13 protein-coding genes, 1 tRNA gene and 2 pseudogenes are annotated in these 17,171 nt (G+C 57.7%); 6 read left to right on the top strand and 10 right to left on the bottom strand.

What is annotated here, in order from left to right:
• Window positions 1-81: 81 nt before the first annotated feature.
• A complete protein-coding gene (locus tag KGR00_RS01115; RefSeq protein WP_224418025.1) occupies window positions 82-1,932 on the top strand; it encodes a nuclease-related domain-containing DEAD/DEAH box helicase in 1,851 nt (616 codons plus the stop codon).
• Between the two features lie 379 nt (window positions 1,933-2,311).
• Here KGR00_RS01115 and KGR00_RS01110 read toward each other — a convergent pair whose 3' ends face one another.
• The 10 genes and pseudogenes from KGR00_RS01110 to KGR00_RS01065 form a co-directional block, all read right to left on the bottom strand.
• Window positions 2,312-3,223 carry a DUF2971 domain-containing protein gene (locus KGR00_RS01110; RefSeq protein WP_224418026.1) on the bottom strand — a complete coding sequence of 304 codons (912 nt, stop codon included), beginning with the start codon at window positions 3,221-3,223 and terminating at the stop codon, window positions 2,312-2,314.
• Between the two features lie 60 nt (window positions 3,224-3,283).
• On the bottom strand, window positions 3,284-5,494 hold the full coding sequence (locus KGR00_RS01105; protein ID WP_224418027.1) for a S8 family peptidase: 2,211 nt from the start codon (window positions 5,492-5,494) through the stop codon (window positions 3,284-3,286).
• Window positions 5,487-6,605: an AAA family ATPase gene (locus KGR00_RS01100; RefSeq protein WP_224418028.1), complete on the bottom strand. Its 1,119-nt coding sequence runs from the start codon at window positions 6,603-6,605 to the stop codon at window positions 5,487-5,489. The genes KGR00_RS01105 and KGR00_RS01100 overlap by 8 nt, the downstream gene beginning before the upstream one ends.
• Window positions 6,606-6,899: 294 nt before the next feature.
• Window positions 6,900-8,060: pseudogene (locus KGR00_RS01095) on the bottom strand (IS3 family transposase).
• Between the two features lie 57 nt (window positions 8,061-8,117).
• Window positions 8,118-8,369 (bottom strand): hypothetical protein, encoded by a 252-nt coding sequence (locus KGR00_RS01090; RefSeq protein ID WP_224418029.1) that lies wholly within the window; start codon window positions 8,367-8,369, stop codon window positions 8,118-8,120.
• A 147-nt stretch (window positions 8,370-8,516) separates the two neighbouring features.
• A pseudogene (locus KGR00_RS01085) lies at window positions 8,517-9,436 on the bottom strand (nucleotidyl transferase AbiEii/AbiGii toxin family protein).
• Entirely contained in the window at window positions 9,426-10,202 is a 777-nt protein-coding gene (locus KGR00_RS01080; protein ID WP_224418030.1) for a type IV toxin-antitoxin system AbiEi family antitoxin domain-containing protein, read from the bottom strand. The pseudogene KGR00_RS01085 and the gene KGR00_RS01080 overlap by 11 nt, the downstream one beginning before the upstream one ends.
• A 103-nt stretch (window positions 10,203-10,305) precedes the next feature.
• On the bottom strand, window positions 10,306-10,560 hold the full coding sequence (locus tag KGR00_RS01075; RefSeq protein WP_224424102.1) for a hypothetical protein: 255 nt from the start codon (window positions 10,558-10,560) through the stop codon (window positions 10,306-10,308).
• A 125-nt stretch (window positions 10,561-10,685) separates the two neighbouring features.
• Window positions 10,686-10,883 (bottom strand): hypothetical protein, encoded by a 198-nt coding sequence (locus KGR00_RS01070; protein WP_224424101.1) that lies wholly within the window; start codon window positions 10,881-10,883, stop codon window positions 10,686-10,688.
• Between the two features lie 384 nt (window positions 10,884-11,267).
• Window positions 11,268-11,343, bottom strand: a tRNA-Ile gene (locus tag KGR00_RS01065).
• A gap of 93 nt (window positions 11,344-11,436) precedes the next feature.
• On the opposite strand from KGR00_RS01065, the gene KGR00_RS01060 reads away from it, so the two are divergent.
• The 5 genes from KGR00_RS01060 to KGR00_RS01040 all read left to right on the top strand — a co-directional run bounded on the left by KGR00_RS01060 (window position 11,437) and on the right by KGR00_RS01040 (window position 17,138).
• Entirely contained in the window at window positions 11,437-12,060 is a 624-nt protein-coding gene (locus KGR00_RS01060) for a hypothetical protein (RefSeq protein ID WP_224418033.1), read from the top strand.
• A 9-nt stretch (window positions 12,061-12,069) separates the two neighbouring features.
• On the top strand, window positions 12,070-12,801 hold the full coding sequence (locus KGR00_RS01055; protein WP_224418034.1) for a 4'-phosphopantetheinyl transferase superfamily protein: 732 nt from the start codon (window positions 12,070-12,072) through the stop codon (window positions 12,799-12,801).
• 154 nt (window positions 12,802-12,955) lie between these two features.
• Window positions 12,956-13,942: a helix-turn-helix transcriptional regulator gene (locus KGR00_RS01050; protein ID WP_224418035.1), complete on the top strand. Its 987-nt coding sequence runs from the start codon at window positions 12,956-12,958 to the stop codon at window positions 13,940-13,942.
• 184 nt (window positions 13,943-14,126) lie between these two features.
• Window positions 14,127-16,235 carry a TonB-dependent siderophore receptor gene (locus tag KGR00_RS01045; RefSeq protein ID WP_224418036.1) on the top strand — a complete coding sequence of 703 codons (2,109 nt, stop codon included), beginning with the start codon at window positions 14,127-14,129 and terminating at the stop codon, window positions 16,233-16,235.
• Window positions 16,236-16,370: 135 nt separating this feature from the next.
• Window positions 16,371-17,138 (top strand): ATP-binding cassette domain-containing protein, encoded by a 768-nt coding sequence (locus tag KGR00_RS01040; RefSeq protein ID WP_129140283.1) that lies wholly within the window; start codon window positions 16,371-16,373, stop codon window positions 17,136-17,138.
• The last annotated feature ends 33 nt before the right edge of the window (window positions 17,139-17,171 follow it).

The raw sequence follows: 17,171 nt of genomic DNA, 5'->3' as shown, positions 1-17,171 counted from the left end.
CAACCACGAACCACATTAAAATTAGGAACGTGCAAGCATTCCGGCTTTGTCCGATGGGCTCGTGAAAGGAATCCCGATAGCATGGCCACGATCATCCCCGCGTTGAGCACCATATCCCGGATGACCCGGGGAGAACGCCGCCTCGGCCGCCGCCTGGAAAGCCTGCTGGAAGACGACTACCTCGTCTGGTATGACATTCCGCTGGGTCGTAGCCGCCGCTACCCAGACTTCATCATCCTGCATCCCGGACGCGGCTTGCTGTTTCTCGAGGTCAAGGACTGGAAGATCGATACCCTTCGCTCGATGACGCCGGATAGCGCGGTGATCGACACTCAGGAAGGACGCAAGACGGTCAGCAACCCGCTGGCCCAGGCTCGCCAGAGTGCCTTCGCGGCCATCGACCAGCTGAAACGCGATCCCCAATTGACCCAGACGGATGAGCGCTACCGGGGAAAGCTGTGCTTCCCCTACGGGCACGGCGTGGTCTTTCCCAACATCACTCGCCGTCAGTGGAACCAGGCCATCCCCGAAGAAGAGCAGGAACGCCTGCTTCCCGCCCACCGCCTGATCTGCAAGGACGAGATGGCCACCACCATAGACCCGGAGGTATTCCAGCAGCAGCTCTGGGATATGTTCGACTACCGCTTCGGCGAACAGCTCAGCGTCCCGCAGATCGAGCGAATTCGCTGGCATCTTTTCCCGGAAGTGCGCATCGACTCTCCCACACAGGATCTGTTTGCTGACGACGATGAGGCAAAAAACGAGCCGGCGAGCGACCTGGTACCCGATATCGTCCGCGTCATGGATCTCCAGCAGGAGCAGCTAGCAAGGAGCATGGGCGATGGCCATCGGGTGATTCATGGTGTCGCCGGGTCCGGCAAGACCCTGATCCTCGGCTATCGCTGCCTGCATCTCGCCCAAGCGATCAGAAAGCCGATTCTGGTTCTGTGCTTCAACATCACCCTGGCGGCGCGGCTGCGCCGCTTCATCGTCGAGAAAGGCATCGAGGACAAGGTCAGGGTGCACCATTTCCATGAATGGTGCGGACTGCAGCTGAAAACCTACCAGGTCAACCTGCTACCGGGTAAGCAGCCCACCTGGGAGCGTCAGGTGGAAAGCGTCATCCAGGCCGTCGACCGGTCGCAGATCCCCCGAGCGCAATATGGCGCGCTGATGATCGACGAAGGCCATGATTTCGAACAGGCCTGGCTCAAGCTGGTGGTGCAGATGATCGACCCGGACACCAATTCGCTACTGCTGCTCTATGACGATGCCCAGTCCATCTACCAGAAGTCCTCGCTGAAGTTTCCGCTCTCCTCCGCCGGCGTCCAGGCAAGGGGGCGCACCACGATTCTCAAGCTTAACTATCGCAACACGCGAGAGATCCTCACTTTCGCCTACGACTTCGCCAGGGACTTCCTGCAGGCGCATGAAGAAGATGAGGATCATGTCCCGCTCATCGCTCCTGAGGTAGCGGGCGTGAGCGGCCCCGAGCCAGCCTTTCGCCGCTTCCGCAATGCCGATGAGGAAGCCCGCTACGTCGTGCGTTGCGTCACGACCTGGCAACAGCAAGGGTGCGATCTCAACGGCATCGCCATCGTCTATACGAGCAATGCCCACGGGCGACATTTCCATACCGCGCTGCAGAGCGCCGGGATCCCGAGCCGCTGCCTGCAAAACACCGCTGACAAGCGAGCCTATGATCCGCAGGCCAACCAGGTGGTGCTACTCAGCCGACAAAGCAGTAAGGGCCTGGAATTCGACACTGTGATTCTCTGCGGGCTCGGAACATTGGCTGACGACGAGGAGGATCGAGCACGAGAAACTCGCTTGCTATATGTCGGCATGACACGAGCTCGCCGACGGCTGCTGGTGACGAGCAGTGGCAATAACTGGTATGCCACCAGACTTGGAGAAATGACCGCGGCCTGACTCGCTCAAAACTGCTGCGAGAACGAAGTCCGCCGCAGTTAATGCAATCGTGGTGGGCCCAGCAGGATTTGAACCTACGACCAAGGGATTATGAGCTGTCTCTAATGCGTGCCAATATCTTCTAACAGATACCAAATCAAGCCACTACGGAGAGTGAGAATGGCATAGCTGGCCATTGGTAGCCTGGCCCCTGGACACCTTATGGACACCAAACCGGTGGATTTTGACGACAAAGGAAAGCATGCCAACGCATGCCTTCACCCACACAGTCATAAAGCTGAAAGCGCCAAGCCGGGCTATACCCGCTTCTTTTAGCTATTTCGAATGACGCTTTATTGACACTGCCTTCGTCGTGGCAAGTTAACAAATTCAAAAAAATTTATTCATCATCCAAGTCATCGAACAGACTTATCATCTCTCCTACCTTTTTATCTCCTACAAAAATATTGTAGTCATCCACCTCTTTCGACATTTTCTCTAGCAACTCTGCCACACAACTATTCCCAGCCCTTTCCCAAGTAACAGTGTGATCATAAACAGAGTTTCTGGCCACAAAAAATTCCACGTGATCACCAAAAGAGTTTTTAACAATATCTCTGACAAAGACTGCTTTATCAGGATCACACTTGTAGCCAAAATATACTGCTCGAAGCTGATCTTCTTGCAAGTCGTAGAAAGAGTTTTTTGATATCATCCTATACTCCCTCTCATACTTCCAATCTAAGCTCTTCCTTAGAAAGGTTCTTTCTACCTCACTTTCAGCCTGCCCTTTCAATATCTTCTCAATGTCTACCCTGTGTGCCCCGCCATACCTTACTCTTTCCACGTCTTCACTTGGAAGCTCATATTCAGCACATACGCCACGCATACCATCGGCGTAATGCCCCCACATAAGTGGATTAGTCTTATTTTGTGTAAAGCTTGCAACCCTGTATTCTTTTTGCACACCTCGAATAAGCTTAAAGCAAAAATCCTCTATAGTTGAATTATCCACCACATCCAAAATATTTTCTTGCTTCACAAGTGCACTGACATAACTAAGCATATCAGCAGCAGAATATTGCTTTTTCTTCCCACCGTCCTCTACAATCTGCTGATTTAATAGAGATGCGACAAGCTCTTTCTTATACCTATTTCCATTTTTTTCCACGCGACTCCTTTCGAGCCCCTTTATAGAAAAGTTGTTCTCTGTCGGATCATTAAATCTTGAAGGCTCGTTCAAGAATATCCTCTTCTGGAAAAAATTCTGTGGCAACCACTCATTGAATCTACAAAACTGATAAAGCTTCATGGGGAACACTTCAGGCAATCACAAAATAGAAAAGGGCAGGCTATGCCTGCCCAGGCCATCTTAAGAATCGATTTCAATATTTTGATCAACTTCAACACTGTACTCGACATCATTCCCCAAGTCTTTAACCATAGAGTTAAATAGGGCGTCACCGGCCCCCTCTTTCTTGAATGTCAGCACGAAGGCCACTTCCTGTTCATCAAGATCATGGTGAGACCCCATATCATATTGATATAAGTCTCTCGCGTAGATTCTTGCATAGACTCTAGCAGTATCGGGTTTTATTCTCGTTGAAAGTCGACTTCTTTGGTGCCTCACCGGATTCCATTTTAAATCCTCTTTTTCTTTATTACTTAGATGCTTAGCCGGTTCTTTTTTTATAAGATTGTCAATTCGCCCTGATGCAGTTTCAGCTTGCAGTGCAACCTCTAGACGAGTAGAAAAATAATGCCTCCCTAACTCTTCTGACTTCTTTGGATTGAGGATGGCTGTAAATATTGCCTCACCTGACAACTTATTATTCTCATCCAGCATGTCTTCTGGAATTGGAATATCGCGCCAGTAATGTGCAAATCCAGCTTTTAACTTAGAAGTCCACGCAAGTGTCACAGTATCATGTGAACAAATCCATGGTAGATGCTCTTGGTTCCAGGGAGTGCCATAGCCTAGTGATGTGTCATGACGCTCAATCTCAGACCGATTGATTAACAGTGCCTTCACCAAGTCTGGAGTAGCATTTTTTAGCTTTTGAAACGTATGGGCAGCAAGTGAGGAGACTAAAGGCGCACTATAGCTAGTTCCAGTCTCAGTCACACCTCCAATGACTCTTAATTCAGAAAACCATGATAATTCAGGCTTTTGCATTCCGGAAGGACCAGGCCCTCTAAGACTCACATTACAAGGTTCATCTGGAACTCCGTCTTTTGCCTGCCTCCCACTAACTGTTAAAGCTGCCTCACAATCAGCAGGTGGGCATAGCTTGCCATCAGCATTAGAAGGCGACACGTTTCCAATAGAAATAATCGGAAGAATATTATACTTTCGTGCAATATTGCTAATCTTGTGGCCCAAAAGACTAACATCATCTGCGTAGGGGGTTGGCCCTTCTTCGTTAAACGACAGATTCCATACAGATGAATGCTCACTACTATGCTTGGCTACTGCATCCAAATACCCAACAAATTGCTCAAGCGTTGGTTGCGATGGCACACCTACTTTTGTAATTGCTTGGGCAGCAACAAATTTACAATCTAGCTCTGGTAATTTCAGATTATTATTCCATGCATGCCCATGGACAACGACTGAAGCAATCTGATTGCCATGCTTTTGGTCAGCTTCATGATCAGGCACAAGAGGAGGAATTTTTAAAGTCTCAAGAATTTTATAGCTCTTAGCCGAATGCCCTCCGTCAACAATAACTACAGTTGGCAGACCCTCCGCATCAATATCACTTGGTACAGGTTCTTCCCCTGCACCAGGCGCAACCTTATTAGTTTTTAAGGGAGAAGCTCTCTCTACACGGTAAACAGCCCCAGAACTAACAATTTTACCAAACGCTTCTTTACTTTTTACTTTGACGGAAACTGACGCTCTACCGTTGTCAACATATTCTGAAAGAGTATTTTCAATACCCCCACTTGAATCATACCCTTTAACAAAATCAATATCATATTTTTCATCGCCAAACGAGATATCTTCAGAGCCATATAACTCCCGAATCTCATTCGCCACAAGGTTCCTTGCCTCAGAGCTATTGAAGGGCATCAACCAAATATTAAAGTGAGGTTCTTCAGCCTCATCCCCTGGCCACAAGCTATCAGCGTCGCGCCCTCTAAGAACATCTTCACTAGAGAAACACTTAACGCTTTCCACTCGCGATATATCTACTTTATCTTTTATACTTGTACTGGTTCGAATCTTGTTGGCGATTTCATTAAGAGACGAAACCTCTGCCTCAACCATATATCCGTCATAAGAGGGCGCAACAATCTTGCATCCAACCTTCTCATTAAAAAGGTCGGCAGGAGTATATGACGGGGCATTTGAATCCTCAAACATCCTTACTACGAGATGAGACTTCCCTGCCCGTGATACCGCCTCTTTAATTTCAATAGACTCTATAGCATTAGAAAGCGATTTCCGCTGTTTCTCCAGCCTAACCCCAACGATGCTATCCTCGCTCTTCCCTCCCCCTGTGACACTTTTCGGGGTTGCATCTTTTAAAAACCTCAAAACGGGATTAATGACATTGCGTCCATTTCTTTCAGCCATTTGAAGCTCCCTTCAGATAATTTGAAACTGCTTGTCTACTTACAGATAGCAATTTCCCTATATCAGCCTGCGATATCTTGTACTTTGAATATAGCTCTATCGAAAGAGCTTTCTTTTTTTGAGATTCCAGCTCACCCTTCATAGGAATCATGATTTGGCTCGAAGAACTTCCAATCACAGCCTCAACCACCCGAGGCAAGTTTATTTCTTTATCTTCTAGAACACTCCTCCTTCTTGCCGCATGGGAAATGTTTTCAATATCTGCTCCTGTCAGCCCTTCAGATATTGTTGCAAGGCCCTTAAGGATCTGAGAATCCCCATTATCAGAATATAAGAAAAACCCCCACATAACGTGACGAAGATCAATATCGGGGTGAGAAAACTGTATCGAGTACGGAAACCTTCTCCAGATTGCCGGATCTAATAGCCCTGCATGATTAGTCGCAGCAATGACAATGGATTTATCATCTAAAGAATCCAAACCTTGTATCAAGGTATTTACTACTCTCTTTAATTCTCCCACTTCATGCTTGTCATCTCTTAACTTGGCCAAAGCATCAACTTCATCAAGAAATAACACACCACCTTTATTTGCAGAAAACTCGAAAACGTTGCGAATGTTTTTTGCTGTATCACCTAGTAAAGATGAAACCATTGCATCCAGCCTAACTGTATAAATAGGCTTGTTTAGCTTTGCAGCCACATGTCCAGCAATCAAGGACTTCCCTGTCCCTGGAGGGCCAGAAAGCATTAGATTGAATCGCCCCGCTAAGCCATGCCTAATCAACTTATCTGCATTCGCCACATCACCCGAAAACGTTTCAAAGATATTTTTTTCGCCCTCATTTAAAAAAAGAGGAGTTACAGACCAAGAAGTCTCCTCAACTAGATCCATTTTTGATTTCGGATCAGTTGGAAGCTTTTCCATGTAGCCTGAACTGCGAAGTGGAACACCCTTCCTACGCACTAAAGACTTAATTTGTTTTGCTGTATCAGCATCCTCAGTATTCATTTCTTGCGCAATTTTGTTCGCAGCTCTTCTTACTTCAGAATAATTAGCATCAAGTGATGCTTCTATCAAGCTAAGCAAGCTATCTTTTAATGCGTTCATAAGCTGCCTTAATCAACAAAATGTCAAACGGTTGAGGCGAATTGTCATCGAAAAACATTGATGCGTCAATAAAAAAGCCACCATTGTCAACCTCTAAAAAAGGCTGAAATAGTGGCTTAACCAATTGAAAATAATGAGTTAATTGATATTTTTTCTCAAGGCTGACCTCCTATCCTTGGAGCCTGCCGCCCTGGTACCACCTCGCCGCTGCCTTTCCGGCTAGTCGGTATCCGTCCCTGTCTGCTTGAGCGTCTTCCGCGCCTGTGATCTTACCCAGCAATCGTGGACACCGATCTAAGCGATCATTCGGGCCTCGAAGGCCTCCGGGCTGATCATCCCAATCGCACTGTGCCGGCGCTGCCGGTTGTAGTCCATCTCGATATACTCGAACACTTGCCGCCGCATGGCGTCCCGGGTCTCGAATCGCTCGCCATGGATCGCCTCAACCTTGAGGCTATGGAAGAAGCTCTCGGCACAGGCATTGTCGTAGCAGTTGCCCCTGGCACTCATTTTATGCACTGACTGGAGGTCGCGCCGGGTCCGCAGCGACTGGTACAGGGTCGAACAGTACTGGCCACGGACGACCTTCTTGGACATCTTACGGCGCCACAACGCCATCTGGAGCGCGTCCCCGGCCAGGTCGGCAGTCATTCGCTCGCTCATCGCCCAGCCGATCACCTTGCGTGAGAACAGATCGATCAGCACCGCCAGGTAGAGCCATCCTTCACCGGTCGCCAGATAGGTGATGTCGCCAACCCGTTTCTCGTTCGGCGCCGTGGCGGTGAAGTCTTGCTCCAGAAGGTTGGGTGCCACCGGCAGCGAGTGTCGTGAGTTCGTCGTTGCCTTGAACTTGCGCGCCGCCTTGGCGCGAAGACCCTGGCGTCGCAGGCTGGCAGCGATGGTCTTGCGATTCACCGCCAAGCCATCTTGGGCCAGGTCCGGCACCAATCTGGGGGCGCCTGAGCGCCCCTTCCGGCGCTTGAAGGCCTCGGCCACTCGCTGGTCGAGAACCGCCTGCTGGCGGCGTCTCGGGGACGGTTCACCGCCACACTGTCGCCAAGCGTAGTAGCCACTGCGAGCCACCCCGAGAACGCCGCACATCCGCTGGATGCTGAATGCCTGACGATGCTGGTAGATGAAGGCGTACTTCACTTGAGGTGTTTGGCGAAGTACGCGGCCGCCTTTTTTGTGATTTCAAGCTCTTCCGACTTCTCGGCCAGTTGCCGCTTGAGCCGGGCATTCTCGTCGGCCAGCGCTTGCTCACGTGCTGAAGCGCTTTGCTGCTGTTGGGCCTTGGCTCGCCACTGGTAGAGCTGGCTGGACTGAAGGCCAAGCTCTCGGGCGGCGGCACTAATGCCAACACGGTCGGCGAGTGCCAGCGCCTCGCGCCTCGGCCTTGTAGTCCTGGGAGTAGCGGGTACGGGTCTTCTTCATCGAAGCTGCTTGCCTTGCCATGGGTCACCTCGTCTCAGTGTACTGCCTTAACGGGGTGTCCACTGCTGCTGGGCAAGATCAGTCGCGGGCGAAGTGCAGATTGTCGTCGTCGCTGACCTCGGCGCCGTAGAGATCGTTTAGCCGGTCGATGATCTCGGCCAGGCGCTGCTTCTCGGGGTCGTGGGGCTTGCCGGATCCCACCTCACTGACAGGGGTAAGGCCGTAGTCGCCCTCGGCCTCCTCCAGGCGCAGGCGCTTCTCCTCACGCTTGGTCAGGCGGTAATGGGTCAACTCCAGCTCGCTGACGTACTCCCAGCCGCCGGCAGACATGGCCTTGGTGATGTTCCACTGGAACAGAGCTTCCCTGCTGTTGCCATATCATCCCCTGCGCGTAGCGTAATTATGCGTAACAGCCTAGCGTTTAAAGGATATGAGGAGAAGTCTACTTAGGCCATTAAACCGCTAGTGTACGCCGCATCATTGGCGAAGCCTGCCCAAGGCCTGCTCCAATAGCTCCAGTGATTGACGGTGCTTGTCCGAATGCATCTTATTAATGTTGGCGAGCTTCCAGCGCACGGCAGGCAGCCGATCGACGTCCGGCAGCGGAAGCAGCGCCCAGTCAGGCGCCACCTGCTTGAAGGCCAGCAGAAAGCGAACATCTTCATCCGTCATCAGCTGCCCCAGCCGCGACAGCAGCTCATCACGGACGCTCTCCAGCTCCTGCAAAGGAAGATCAATCCTGGCCATCCCGACAAATTCCTGTCGGTAGACGTCGTCCAACGGTTTCAGCCGAGGGTTGATCACTTCGCTCAAGGGCCTGGGATGCCCCAGCAGATAGACCAGGAAGCCTTCGAATACGCTTCGATCGAGGCCGCCCTGGTTCAGAAGCAGCTTCACATCGAAAAGGTCCCGGGGGTGCTGGCGATCCAGCGCGGCGCAGATCTTGCCGCCATACAGGTCCGGCAGTGACACCACCTGCACCGCAGCAAAGCCGTACTCGTCCTCCACGGCTTCCACGACATCGCGCTCCTGCGGCGGGTGCAGAGTGCCACGCAGCACCGGCGATACCTCCACCTTCACCTGGCTACGCCCTCGGCGCACCAGGATCCTCAGCTCATCTCGGCGATTATCCTGAAGCTCGGCTCGCACGCCTGGCAGTCGGGCGCTAAAAGTCCCTGCCAGTCGCTGCAGCGCCTCGCGACAGCGTCGCAGTGCCTCGTCACGGGGCCCAGCGGCAAGTAGGCCAGGTCGATATCGACCGATAGGCGAGGTAATGCCTGAACGAAGAGGTTGATGGCCGTGCCCCCCTTGAGAGCAAAGCACGGCTCGTCATTGAGAAAAGGCAGCAGTGAGACCAGCAGACTGACCTGTTCGTGGTAGCGAGCTTCAATCGGCATGCAAGAACGCCTCCGGCACCGTCACGTGAAATTCCCTGTCCAGCTTGCCGCCCTGGCAGAGCTGCCGCTTTCCTTTGCCGAGGTCCAGTCGACGTGGTTCCAGACGACCGTACCAGGCATGCCCGGCGTGGCGAGCCAGCACCAGAAAGGCCCGCTTGGTTCTCACCGAACGGCACCCCTCCAGCAATGCCTGCAGCCGGCGCGGGCGCAGCGTATTGAGCCCGCTGAAGGTATCCACCAGCTCGCTGCCGAATAGCAGCGCATTCGGCGTCACAGCGATCCACTCCAGGACCGCTCGCTCTGGGGTCGATATCAGCAAGCTGAAGGCCCTGCTATCCGGCGCGTAGTCAGTGAAGCTACCGGGAAGCTGCACTGGCAGACCCTTTTCAGAGTGAAGCACCATCCGCCCTACCCAATCGGCATCACTCAACCATCGGGGCAGCCGAACGGCTTCCTTGCCATACAGGTGCGTTGTGCTCTCCCCCATGGGCAGATAGTGGGCAAAGCCATGCAGTGCCAGGGCCGTCTGACCACCCGGCCAAAGCGGTGGCATCTCCGTGTCGTCGCTCGTCTGCAGGGCGAAGACAGCGCTCTCCCAGGTAAGAGGCTCCCCCGCTTGGCAGTAGGCGCCGTGCCCCACGCGTTGCAGCCAGCCACTGCCGGCCAGCTTACGCGCCTGATCTGAGGTGACGCCGTGTGATGCCAGCCAGGTGGTCGTCACCACGGCGCCATACGGGATCTTGTGCAGCAGCTGGTTTATTTTCACGTCAAAAAGCGGCCTTAAATTCCGTCTTCAGTGTGAAGAATAAACCACAGCGGTTTATCTTCAATCATGAAATCGCCATCTATTGCCGCTTTTATCGAAAAAATTAAACCTCGGCGCGCGTCATCAGCGTTGCTAGAGCCCTAAGCGAGCCGACCAGTTTGCCATTTCCAGAGCCCGCTGGTGGCGTCTCGGTGCGGGCGAAGCCCGCCGCCATGGCCTGGCGATGCTGCTCGAGGGTGATGCAGCCGATACGCTCGGGCCGGTAGTGCTCACCCAGCTCGATCAGCAGGAGCTGAGTCCAGCCAGGTGTCAGGCGCACGCTGCGACCACGCTGATTCTCGTGAGTGATCGCCTTCACCTGGGTCAGGCAGTCCCCTTCGATGAGGTCATAGCCGAGGTTGGATACGCCTTCACCCTTCCGGGGCTGATGCCCCAGGGATTCCAGAAAGCGCAGACCGATGAATTCCTAGCCGTATCGCATGTCTAGCGCGACATAGGCAGTTGCTCGTCGTGTGCCTGGTCATCAGCTTGATCAGGGGCATCCTCGCCAACCAGTAAAGGCTTATCGTCCTGCCAAATAACAACGTAGTGGCCAAGTCGACGCTTGCGATCAAGAGTCTCAGCCACGGTGGCGCGCAGACTATCCAGCATTTCCTGGGTATCAGGTGTGAGCGGATTCATGGATTGCCTCCTGGACGAGAACATCAAACAACCTGTCATCAAGAATATGCCGATCTGCACCGCACTGTTCGAACACAGGTTCCAGTGTGCCCCCGCCGTTCATAAAGCACCGTGTACGGCTGACCAGGGGAGCATACAGCGTTAAAAGATTATTCAAACTGCGTGGGAATCGACGTTGAATATCTTTCAGCGGTATATCATGGCCACCGTGTGAAACTCGTTCGGCAACACGTAGACGCGACATTTCTACCAATGGGGGCACCGTCGCATCACTCCAAAGGGCACACTGAAAAGATTGGTCAAACTAACCGTATTCGCTGCTCACCAAGCCTATGCTATAGGGCCTATCAAGGCAGTAAGCAAGATGATTAATCAGGAGACGAGTGGTGGGCCCAGCAGGATTCGAACCTGCGACCAAGGGATTATGAGTCCCCTGCTCTAACCGCTGAGCTATAGGCCCGTGCAACGCGGGCGGTATGATAGCGAATGCCAATGGCTGAGACCAGCAGCCGGCTGGTATTCTCGCTGCGTACCCTTCCAGGGAGGAATCGGCATGGATGTCCGCTTCGCTCACGCGCGTTCTGCGCTTTCACGCCGCTGCCTGGCGGCGGCCGGATTGGCCGGCCTGCTGCTGGCCGCGCTGCCCGCCCAGGCGGCCTGGCAACTGGCACCGGATCAGTCCCAGGTCACCGCCACCATCGTCGAGATCACCCCCAGCGGTCCGGTGCCGCATACCCACCGGGTTCGCCGTCTGCAGGGCGACCTGAGCGGCGAGGGCACCCTGCGCCTGCCGCTGCGTCTCAACCAGACCGACGTGATGGACAAGCTGGGTCAGTTGCCCACCTGGCTCTCGGGCCTGGCGGACACCCCGCTGGCCACGGTGGTCACGCAGTTTCCGCCGTCGCGGCTCGATGCGCTGGGCGTGGGGGAATCGCTGACCGAGACCCTGATGCTGCGCGTGCAGAGCGACAAGGGGAACCGTCAGGAGCCGCTGGAGATGCGCTTCACCCGTGAGTCGACGGACACCATCCACGTCGAGAACGCGCAGCGGGTGGTGCTCGACGGCCAGGCGCTGATGAGCGACCAGAATGCGCGTTCGGTCCTGATGTTGCTGGGTTACGAGCAGATCGGCGACGAGGTGCCGATCCGCCTCGACGCCACCCTGATCGATCGCTGACGACGTCGCATGGCCGACACCAACACGCCCCTGCCCGGCTGCTGCGGGCCCTGGCTACCCGACTGGCCATGGCCACAGCCGCTCGCGGGGGCCCACTGGATGGGGCTGCGCTTTCAGCGCGAGCGCTTCATGCCCGAGCCCTGGGCCGGCGGGCCGGTCGAGCCACCCGACAGCGTGCGTGGCGCGGCTCCCAAGCGCCAGCTGGAATACCTCGCCGGGCGGCTGTGCGCCCACGCCGCGCTGCACCGGCTGACCGGACGTGCCACGGTCCCCGGCAGCACGCCCAGCCGGGCGCCCGCGTGGCCGGCGGGCGTGGTCGGTTCGATCACCCACAGCGGCGACCTGGCCGCCAGCATCGTCGCCAGGCGCTCTGCCTGGCGCGGCCTCGGCCTGGACGCCGAGCTGCCCATGAATCCCGAGCGGGCCGAGCGGCTGGCCGCGCAGATCCTCACCCCCGGGGAAAGGGAACGATTGACCGCCATGGACCCGGCGGATCGTGGCATCTTCGTCACCCAGGTCTTCTCGCTCAAGGAAAGCCTGTTCAAGGCGCTGTTTCCGCTGGTGGGCGTGCGCTTCTACTTCCAGGATGCCCGGCTCGTCGCGCGTGACGAGGCGATGACCACGGCGACGCTGGAATTGCTCGCCTCGCTCTCGCCGGACTGGCCGGCGGGAACGTACCTGACCGGGCAGGTCGGCCGGCTCGGCGATCACCTGCTCAGCCTGATCACCATCCCCGCCTGACGCCGCGCCCCTGCCGGCGAGCATGGCACGAGCGGTGGCGCTATTGGCGCTCCTCCAACAAACGATTATCATTCTCAGACCATTCCCGTGTCCCGAGACGTGCGCGCCCGCTGATGGCGCGGCACGGCCATGGCGACAGGAGATCGTCGAACCCATGTCATCCCCCGCGACCGCCACTCACGCCGCGACGCCCACACCCCGGCGGCTGACGATTGCCGATTTCACCGCCTACGAGCGGCGTTATCACCTGACGCACCGCTTTCCCGTGGCTCCGGACGATCGGTGCGGTGACGAACTGACGATCGCCGAAGGCCGGGTCGACGAGCATCGCCCCGGACGCGGCTGCCAACTGGTCGGCTCCGATCTGGTCGTGCATCGCACCTACGAGACCCATGCCCGGCGGGACGCGCCGGCGCACCTGTCGATCATCGTGATGCTGGAAGGTCGGGCCGAGCTGGCCCTGGATGAACACCGCCAAGCGATCAGTGCCGGCGACGGGCTGGTACTGGCCTACGGCCGTGATCAGGCGCTGCGTGCCCGGCACGTCGCCCAACCCCGGGTGCGCGCCGTCAACCTGACGCTCACGGCGGACGCGCTCGCCGGCGACCCGCGCCTGGCGGCGCTGGCCCGGGCACCGTTCGAGGCGCCGGCGACCGGCATGTGGCGGCTGTCGATTCCCGCCGGGCTGCATCGATCGCTGGGCGACTGGCTCGACGCCCCGCCGCCGGGCGACGCCGGGACCCTGCTGTCGGAAGGCCTCGCCCTGCAACTGCTCGCCTGCGGCGTCTCCCAGTGGCCGCGAGCCACTGAATCGCCGGCGCTCCTGCCCTGGCGCGATCGGCGCCTGCTCGATCGCGTGCGCCAACGGCTCGAGGCCCAGCCGGGCCAGCCGCACTCCCTGGCCTCGCTGGCCGAACTGGCCTGCATGAGCCCCAGCACCCTGCGCGAGAAGTTTCGCCTGGCCTATGGCCGCTCGGTCTTCGCTTACCTGCGCGAATGCCGCCTGGCACTGGCCCACCGCCAGCTGCGCGCGGGTCTGAGCGTCCAGCAGGTCGCCCTTCAGGTCGGTTATCGTCATGCCACCAACTTCGCCACCGCCTTCCGCCAGCGCTATGGGGTCTCGCCCAGCGAGATCGGCTGAAACTCCCGCCACCCTGAAGCCCCATGATGTTGCCCCGCGACACCCGGCATCCCCGAAAGCTCCCGTGTCCAGCCGATACCGGCATCCGGCATAGCCGGTTCGGCGCCCGGCATAGGCGAAGCGGATCTCAACAGTGAATAATTCTCAATAACAGAATAACCGGCATCCGACACAAGGAGTCTTCATGCAGGGCCATCGCTTCCGCCGACCGACCACCGCCTGGCTGCTCGGTGCATCGCTGCTGCCGCTCACCGCCGCCGCGCAATCCCCCGACGGCGATGCCGCGACGCTCGATACCGTCACCGTCACCGGCCAGGCGGCGACCAAGACCGAGACCCCGGCACTCGAGACGCCGCAATCGGTGTCCAACGTCGGTCGCGAGGAAATGGACGAACGCGGCGTGCGCACGCTGCGCGAGGCGACGCAGTACACCCCCGGGGTCTACACCAACCAGGTCGGTGCCTCCAACCGCTACGACTACCTGGTGATGCGCGGCTTCTCGGACGGCAGCCTGAGCAACACCTACCTCGATGGCCTGAAGGTGATGGGCGACGCCAACGGCTACAGCTCGATGGTGATCGATCCCTACTTCCTGGAGAACGTCGAGATCGTCAAGGGACCGGCCTCGGTGCTCTATGGCCGCTCCTCGCCCGGCGGCCTGGTCGCGCTGACCAGCAAGAAGCCGCTGTTCGAGGACCACCGCGAGCTGCGCTTCTCGATCGGCGACAACGCCCAGCGCAGCGCCGGCTTCGATGTCTCGGGCCCGCTCGACGACGAACGCCGGGTGGCCTACCGGCTGGTCGGCCAGGCCAGCCGGGCCGACACCCAGTTCGGCCCCATCGAGGAAAAGCGCTACGCTATCGCGCCCTCGATCACCTGGGACGCCACCGACGACACCAGCCTGACCCTGATGGCCTACCTGCAGAAGGACCCGGAGGGCGGCTATCACTCCGGCGTGCCCTACGAGGGCTCGGCGGTCTCCCACAACGGTCGCAAGATCGACAACACCTTCTTCGACGGCGAGGACGACTACGACACCTTCGAGCGCTACCAGCGCATGGTCGGCTACGACCTCGAGCATCGCTTCAATGACAGCCTGACCGCGCGTCAGAAACTGCGTTACCTGAATGCCGACGTGGAACTGAATCAGGTCTACCAGTACGGCTGGATCGGCGAGTCGAACGAGCTGAGACGCTACTACTCCGGCGGTCGCGAATCACTGCAGGCCTGGACGGTGGACAACCAGCTGGAAGCCGATTTCCGCGGCGGCGGCATCGAGCATACCGTGCTGGCCGGCCTGGATTACCAGCACCGCAAGAACGACGTGGTATGGACCTCAGGTTCCTTTCCGGCCATCGACCCGTTCGACCCCCACCACGGCGCCGAGCCGATCGGGGAGATCGGTGTCACCAACGACGAACGCCACGCGCTGACCCAGACCGGGGTCTACCTGCAGGACCAGATGGCGATCGATCGGTGGCGCCTCACCCTGGGCGGTCGCTATGACTGGGTCGACATCGAGAACACCGATCACCTCACCGGCAACGACAGTACCCTGGACGATACCCAGTTCAGCGGTCGTGCCGGGATGCTCTACCTGTTCGACAACGGCGTCGCGCCCTACCTGAGCTACAACACCGCCTTCACGCCGACCAGCTTCGTCGACGCCGACGGCGATTTGCTGGAGCCCATGGAGGGCGAGCAGTGGGAGACCGGGATGAAGTACCAGCCCCCCGGCACCCGGGACCGCTACAGCATCGCCCTGTTCCGCATCGACCAGGAAAACGTCGCGACCAAGGAGCAGCCCACCGATCCGTATCGCTCCGTCGGCGAGATCGAGTCCCGGGGCGTCGAGCTCCAGGCCCGCACCCACGTCACCGACAACTTCCGCCTGCAGGCGGGCTACAGCTACACCGACATCAGCTACGCCAGGAGCGACGTGCCGGGCGAGCAAGGCAACCAGGCGATCTACGCGCCGCGCCACCAGGCCAGCGTGTGGGGCAACTACCGCTTCGACCAGGGTGCGCTCGACGGCCTGGATGCCGGGCTCGGGGTGCGCTACTACGCCGACATCCAGGCCGATCGCGCCAATACCGAGCAGGTCCCCGACTACACCCTGGTCGACGCCACGCTGGGTTACGACCTGAGCCGGGTCGGTCTCCAGGGCGTCAAGGCGCGTCTCAACGTCGGCAACCTGCTCGACGAGGAATACATCGCCTCGTGCAACTCGCTGGAATACTGCTACTTCGGTGCCGAACGCAATGTGCGCGCCACCTTGAGCTATCGCTTCTAGGAATGGCTTGAGCCCCAACCGATGCCGTCCGGCCCACCCCGCGGGCCGGACGTTCGGATTCGGCACTTTTTGATACGCATTCGTATTTCTATTAGGATTGCGTCTCGACCTGCCAGCCCCGCGGGGAATACCGCCATGTTCGACGTCAACGCCGCCAGTTTCTCGGTCAACGGCAAACGCCTGCTCGAGCCGACCGACCTCACCTTTCAGGAAGGTCGTGTCTATGGCCTGATCGGCCACAACGGATCCGGCAAGTCGACGCTGCTCAAGCTGCTGGCGCGCCAGCAGGCGCCGAGCGATGGCGATATCCAGTTCGACGGTCGGCCGCTGGACGCCTGGGGCAATCGCGAATTCGCCCGCCAGGTCGCCTACCTGCCACAGCAGTTGCCCGGCGCCGAGGCGCTGACCGGCCGTGAACTGGTGGGCTTCGGGCGTTATCCCTGGCAGGGCCTGCTCGGCCGCACCAGCGACGCCGACCGCCAACAGGTCGAGCGCGCCATCGAACTCACCCATACCCAGGCCTTCGCCGACCGTCTGGTGGACACCCTCTCCGGCGGCGAGCGCCAGCGCGTGTGGCTGGCCATGCTGCTCGCCCAGGAAAGCCGCTTCCTGTTGCTCGACGAGCCGCTGGCGGCGCTCGACATCGCCCACCAGGTGGAGGTGCTGGCACTGATCCGCCGGCTCTGTCACGAGCTGAACCTGGGGGTGATCGTGGTGCTCCACGACGTCAACATGGCGGCACGCTACTGCGACCATCTGGTGGCACTGCACAGCGGGCGGCTGCTTGCCGAAGGCGCGCCCGACACCCTGATGCGCGACACCACCCTGGAAGCGATCTACGGCATCCCCATGCACGTGATGACGCACCCCGGCGGGGATCATCCGATCGCCGTGCTGAATTGATGGTCAACGCGCTTACCCGTGGGCCCGGACTGC

Origin of the sequence: Modicisalibacter sp. MOD 31.J, assembly GCF_020147985.1 — a bacterium.
GTDB classification, from domain to species: Bacteria; Pseudomonadota; Gammaproteobacteria; order Pseudomonadales; family Halomonadaceae; genus Modicisalibacter; species Modicisalibacter coralii.
This window is presented reverse-complemented; position numbering and strand designations above follow the sequence as displayed.

What these genes read in the sequence shown, in the direction of transcription:
- KGR00_RS01055 (WP_224418034.1), top strand. Translation starts at nt 12,070, where the DNA reads ATGGCCGACACCAACACGCCCCTGCCCGGCTGCTGCGGGCCCTGGCTA.
- KGR00_RS01060 (WP_224418033.1), top strand. Translation starts at nt 11,437, where the DNA reads ATGGATGTCCGCTTCGCTCACGCGCGTTCTGCGCTTTCACGCCGCTGC.
- KGR00_RS01040 (WP_129140283.1), top strand. Translation starts at nt 16,371, where the DNA reads ATGTTCGACGTCAACGCCGCCAGTTTCTCGGTCAACGGCAAACGCCTG.
- KGR00_RS01115 (WP_224418025.1), top strand. Translation starts at nt 82, where the DNA reads ATGGCCACGATCATCCCCGCGTTGAGCACCATATCCCGGATGACCCGG.
- KGR00_RS01100 (WP_224418028.1), bottom strand. Translation starts at nt 6,605, where the DNA reads ATGAACGCATTAAAAGATAGCTTGCTTAGCTTGATAGAAGCATCACTT.
- KGR00_RS01110 (WP_224418026.1), bottom strand. Translation starts at nt 3,223, where the DNA reads ATGAAGCTTTATCAGTTTTGTAGATTCAATGAGTGGTTGCCACAGAAT.
- KGR00_RS01045 (WP_224418036.1), top strand. Translation starts at nt 14,127, where the DNA reads ATGCAGGGCCATCGCTTCCGCCGACCGACCACCGCCTGGCTGCTCGGT.
- KGR00_RS01090 (WP_224418029.1), bottom strand. Translation starts at nt 8,369, where the DNA reads ATGTCTGCCGGCGGCTGGGAGTACGTCAGCGAGCTGGAGTTGACCCAT.
- KGR00_RS01070 (WP_224424101.1), bottom strand. Translation starts at nt 10,883, where the DNA reads ATGAATCCGCTCACACCTGATACCCAGGAAATGCTGGATAGTCTGCGC.
- KGR00_RS01050 (WP_224418035.1), top strand. Translation starts at nt 12,956, where the DNA reads ATGTCATCCCCCGCGACCGCCACTCACGCCGCGACGCCCACACCCCGG.
- KGR00_RS01105 (WP_224418027.1), bottom strand. Translation starts at nt 5,494, where the DNA reads ATGGCTGAAAGAAATGGACGCAATGTCATTAATCCCGTTTTGAGGTTT.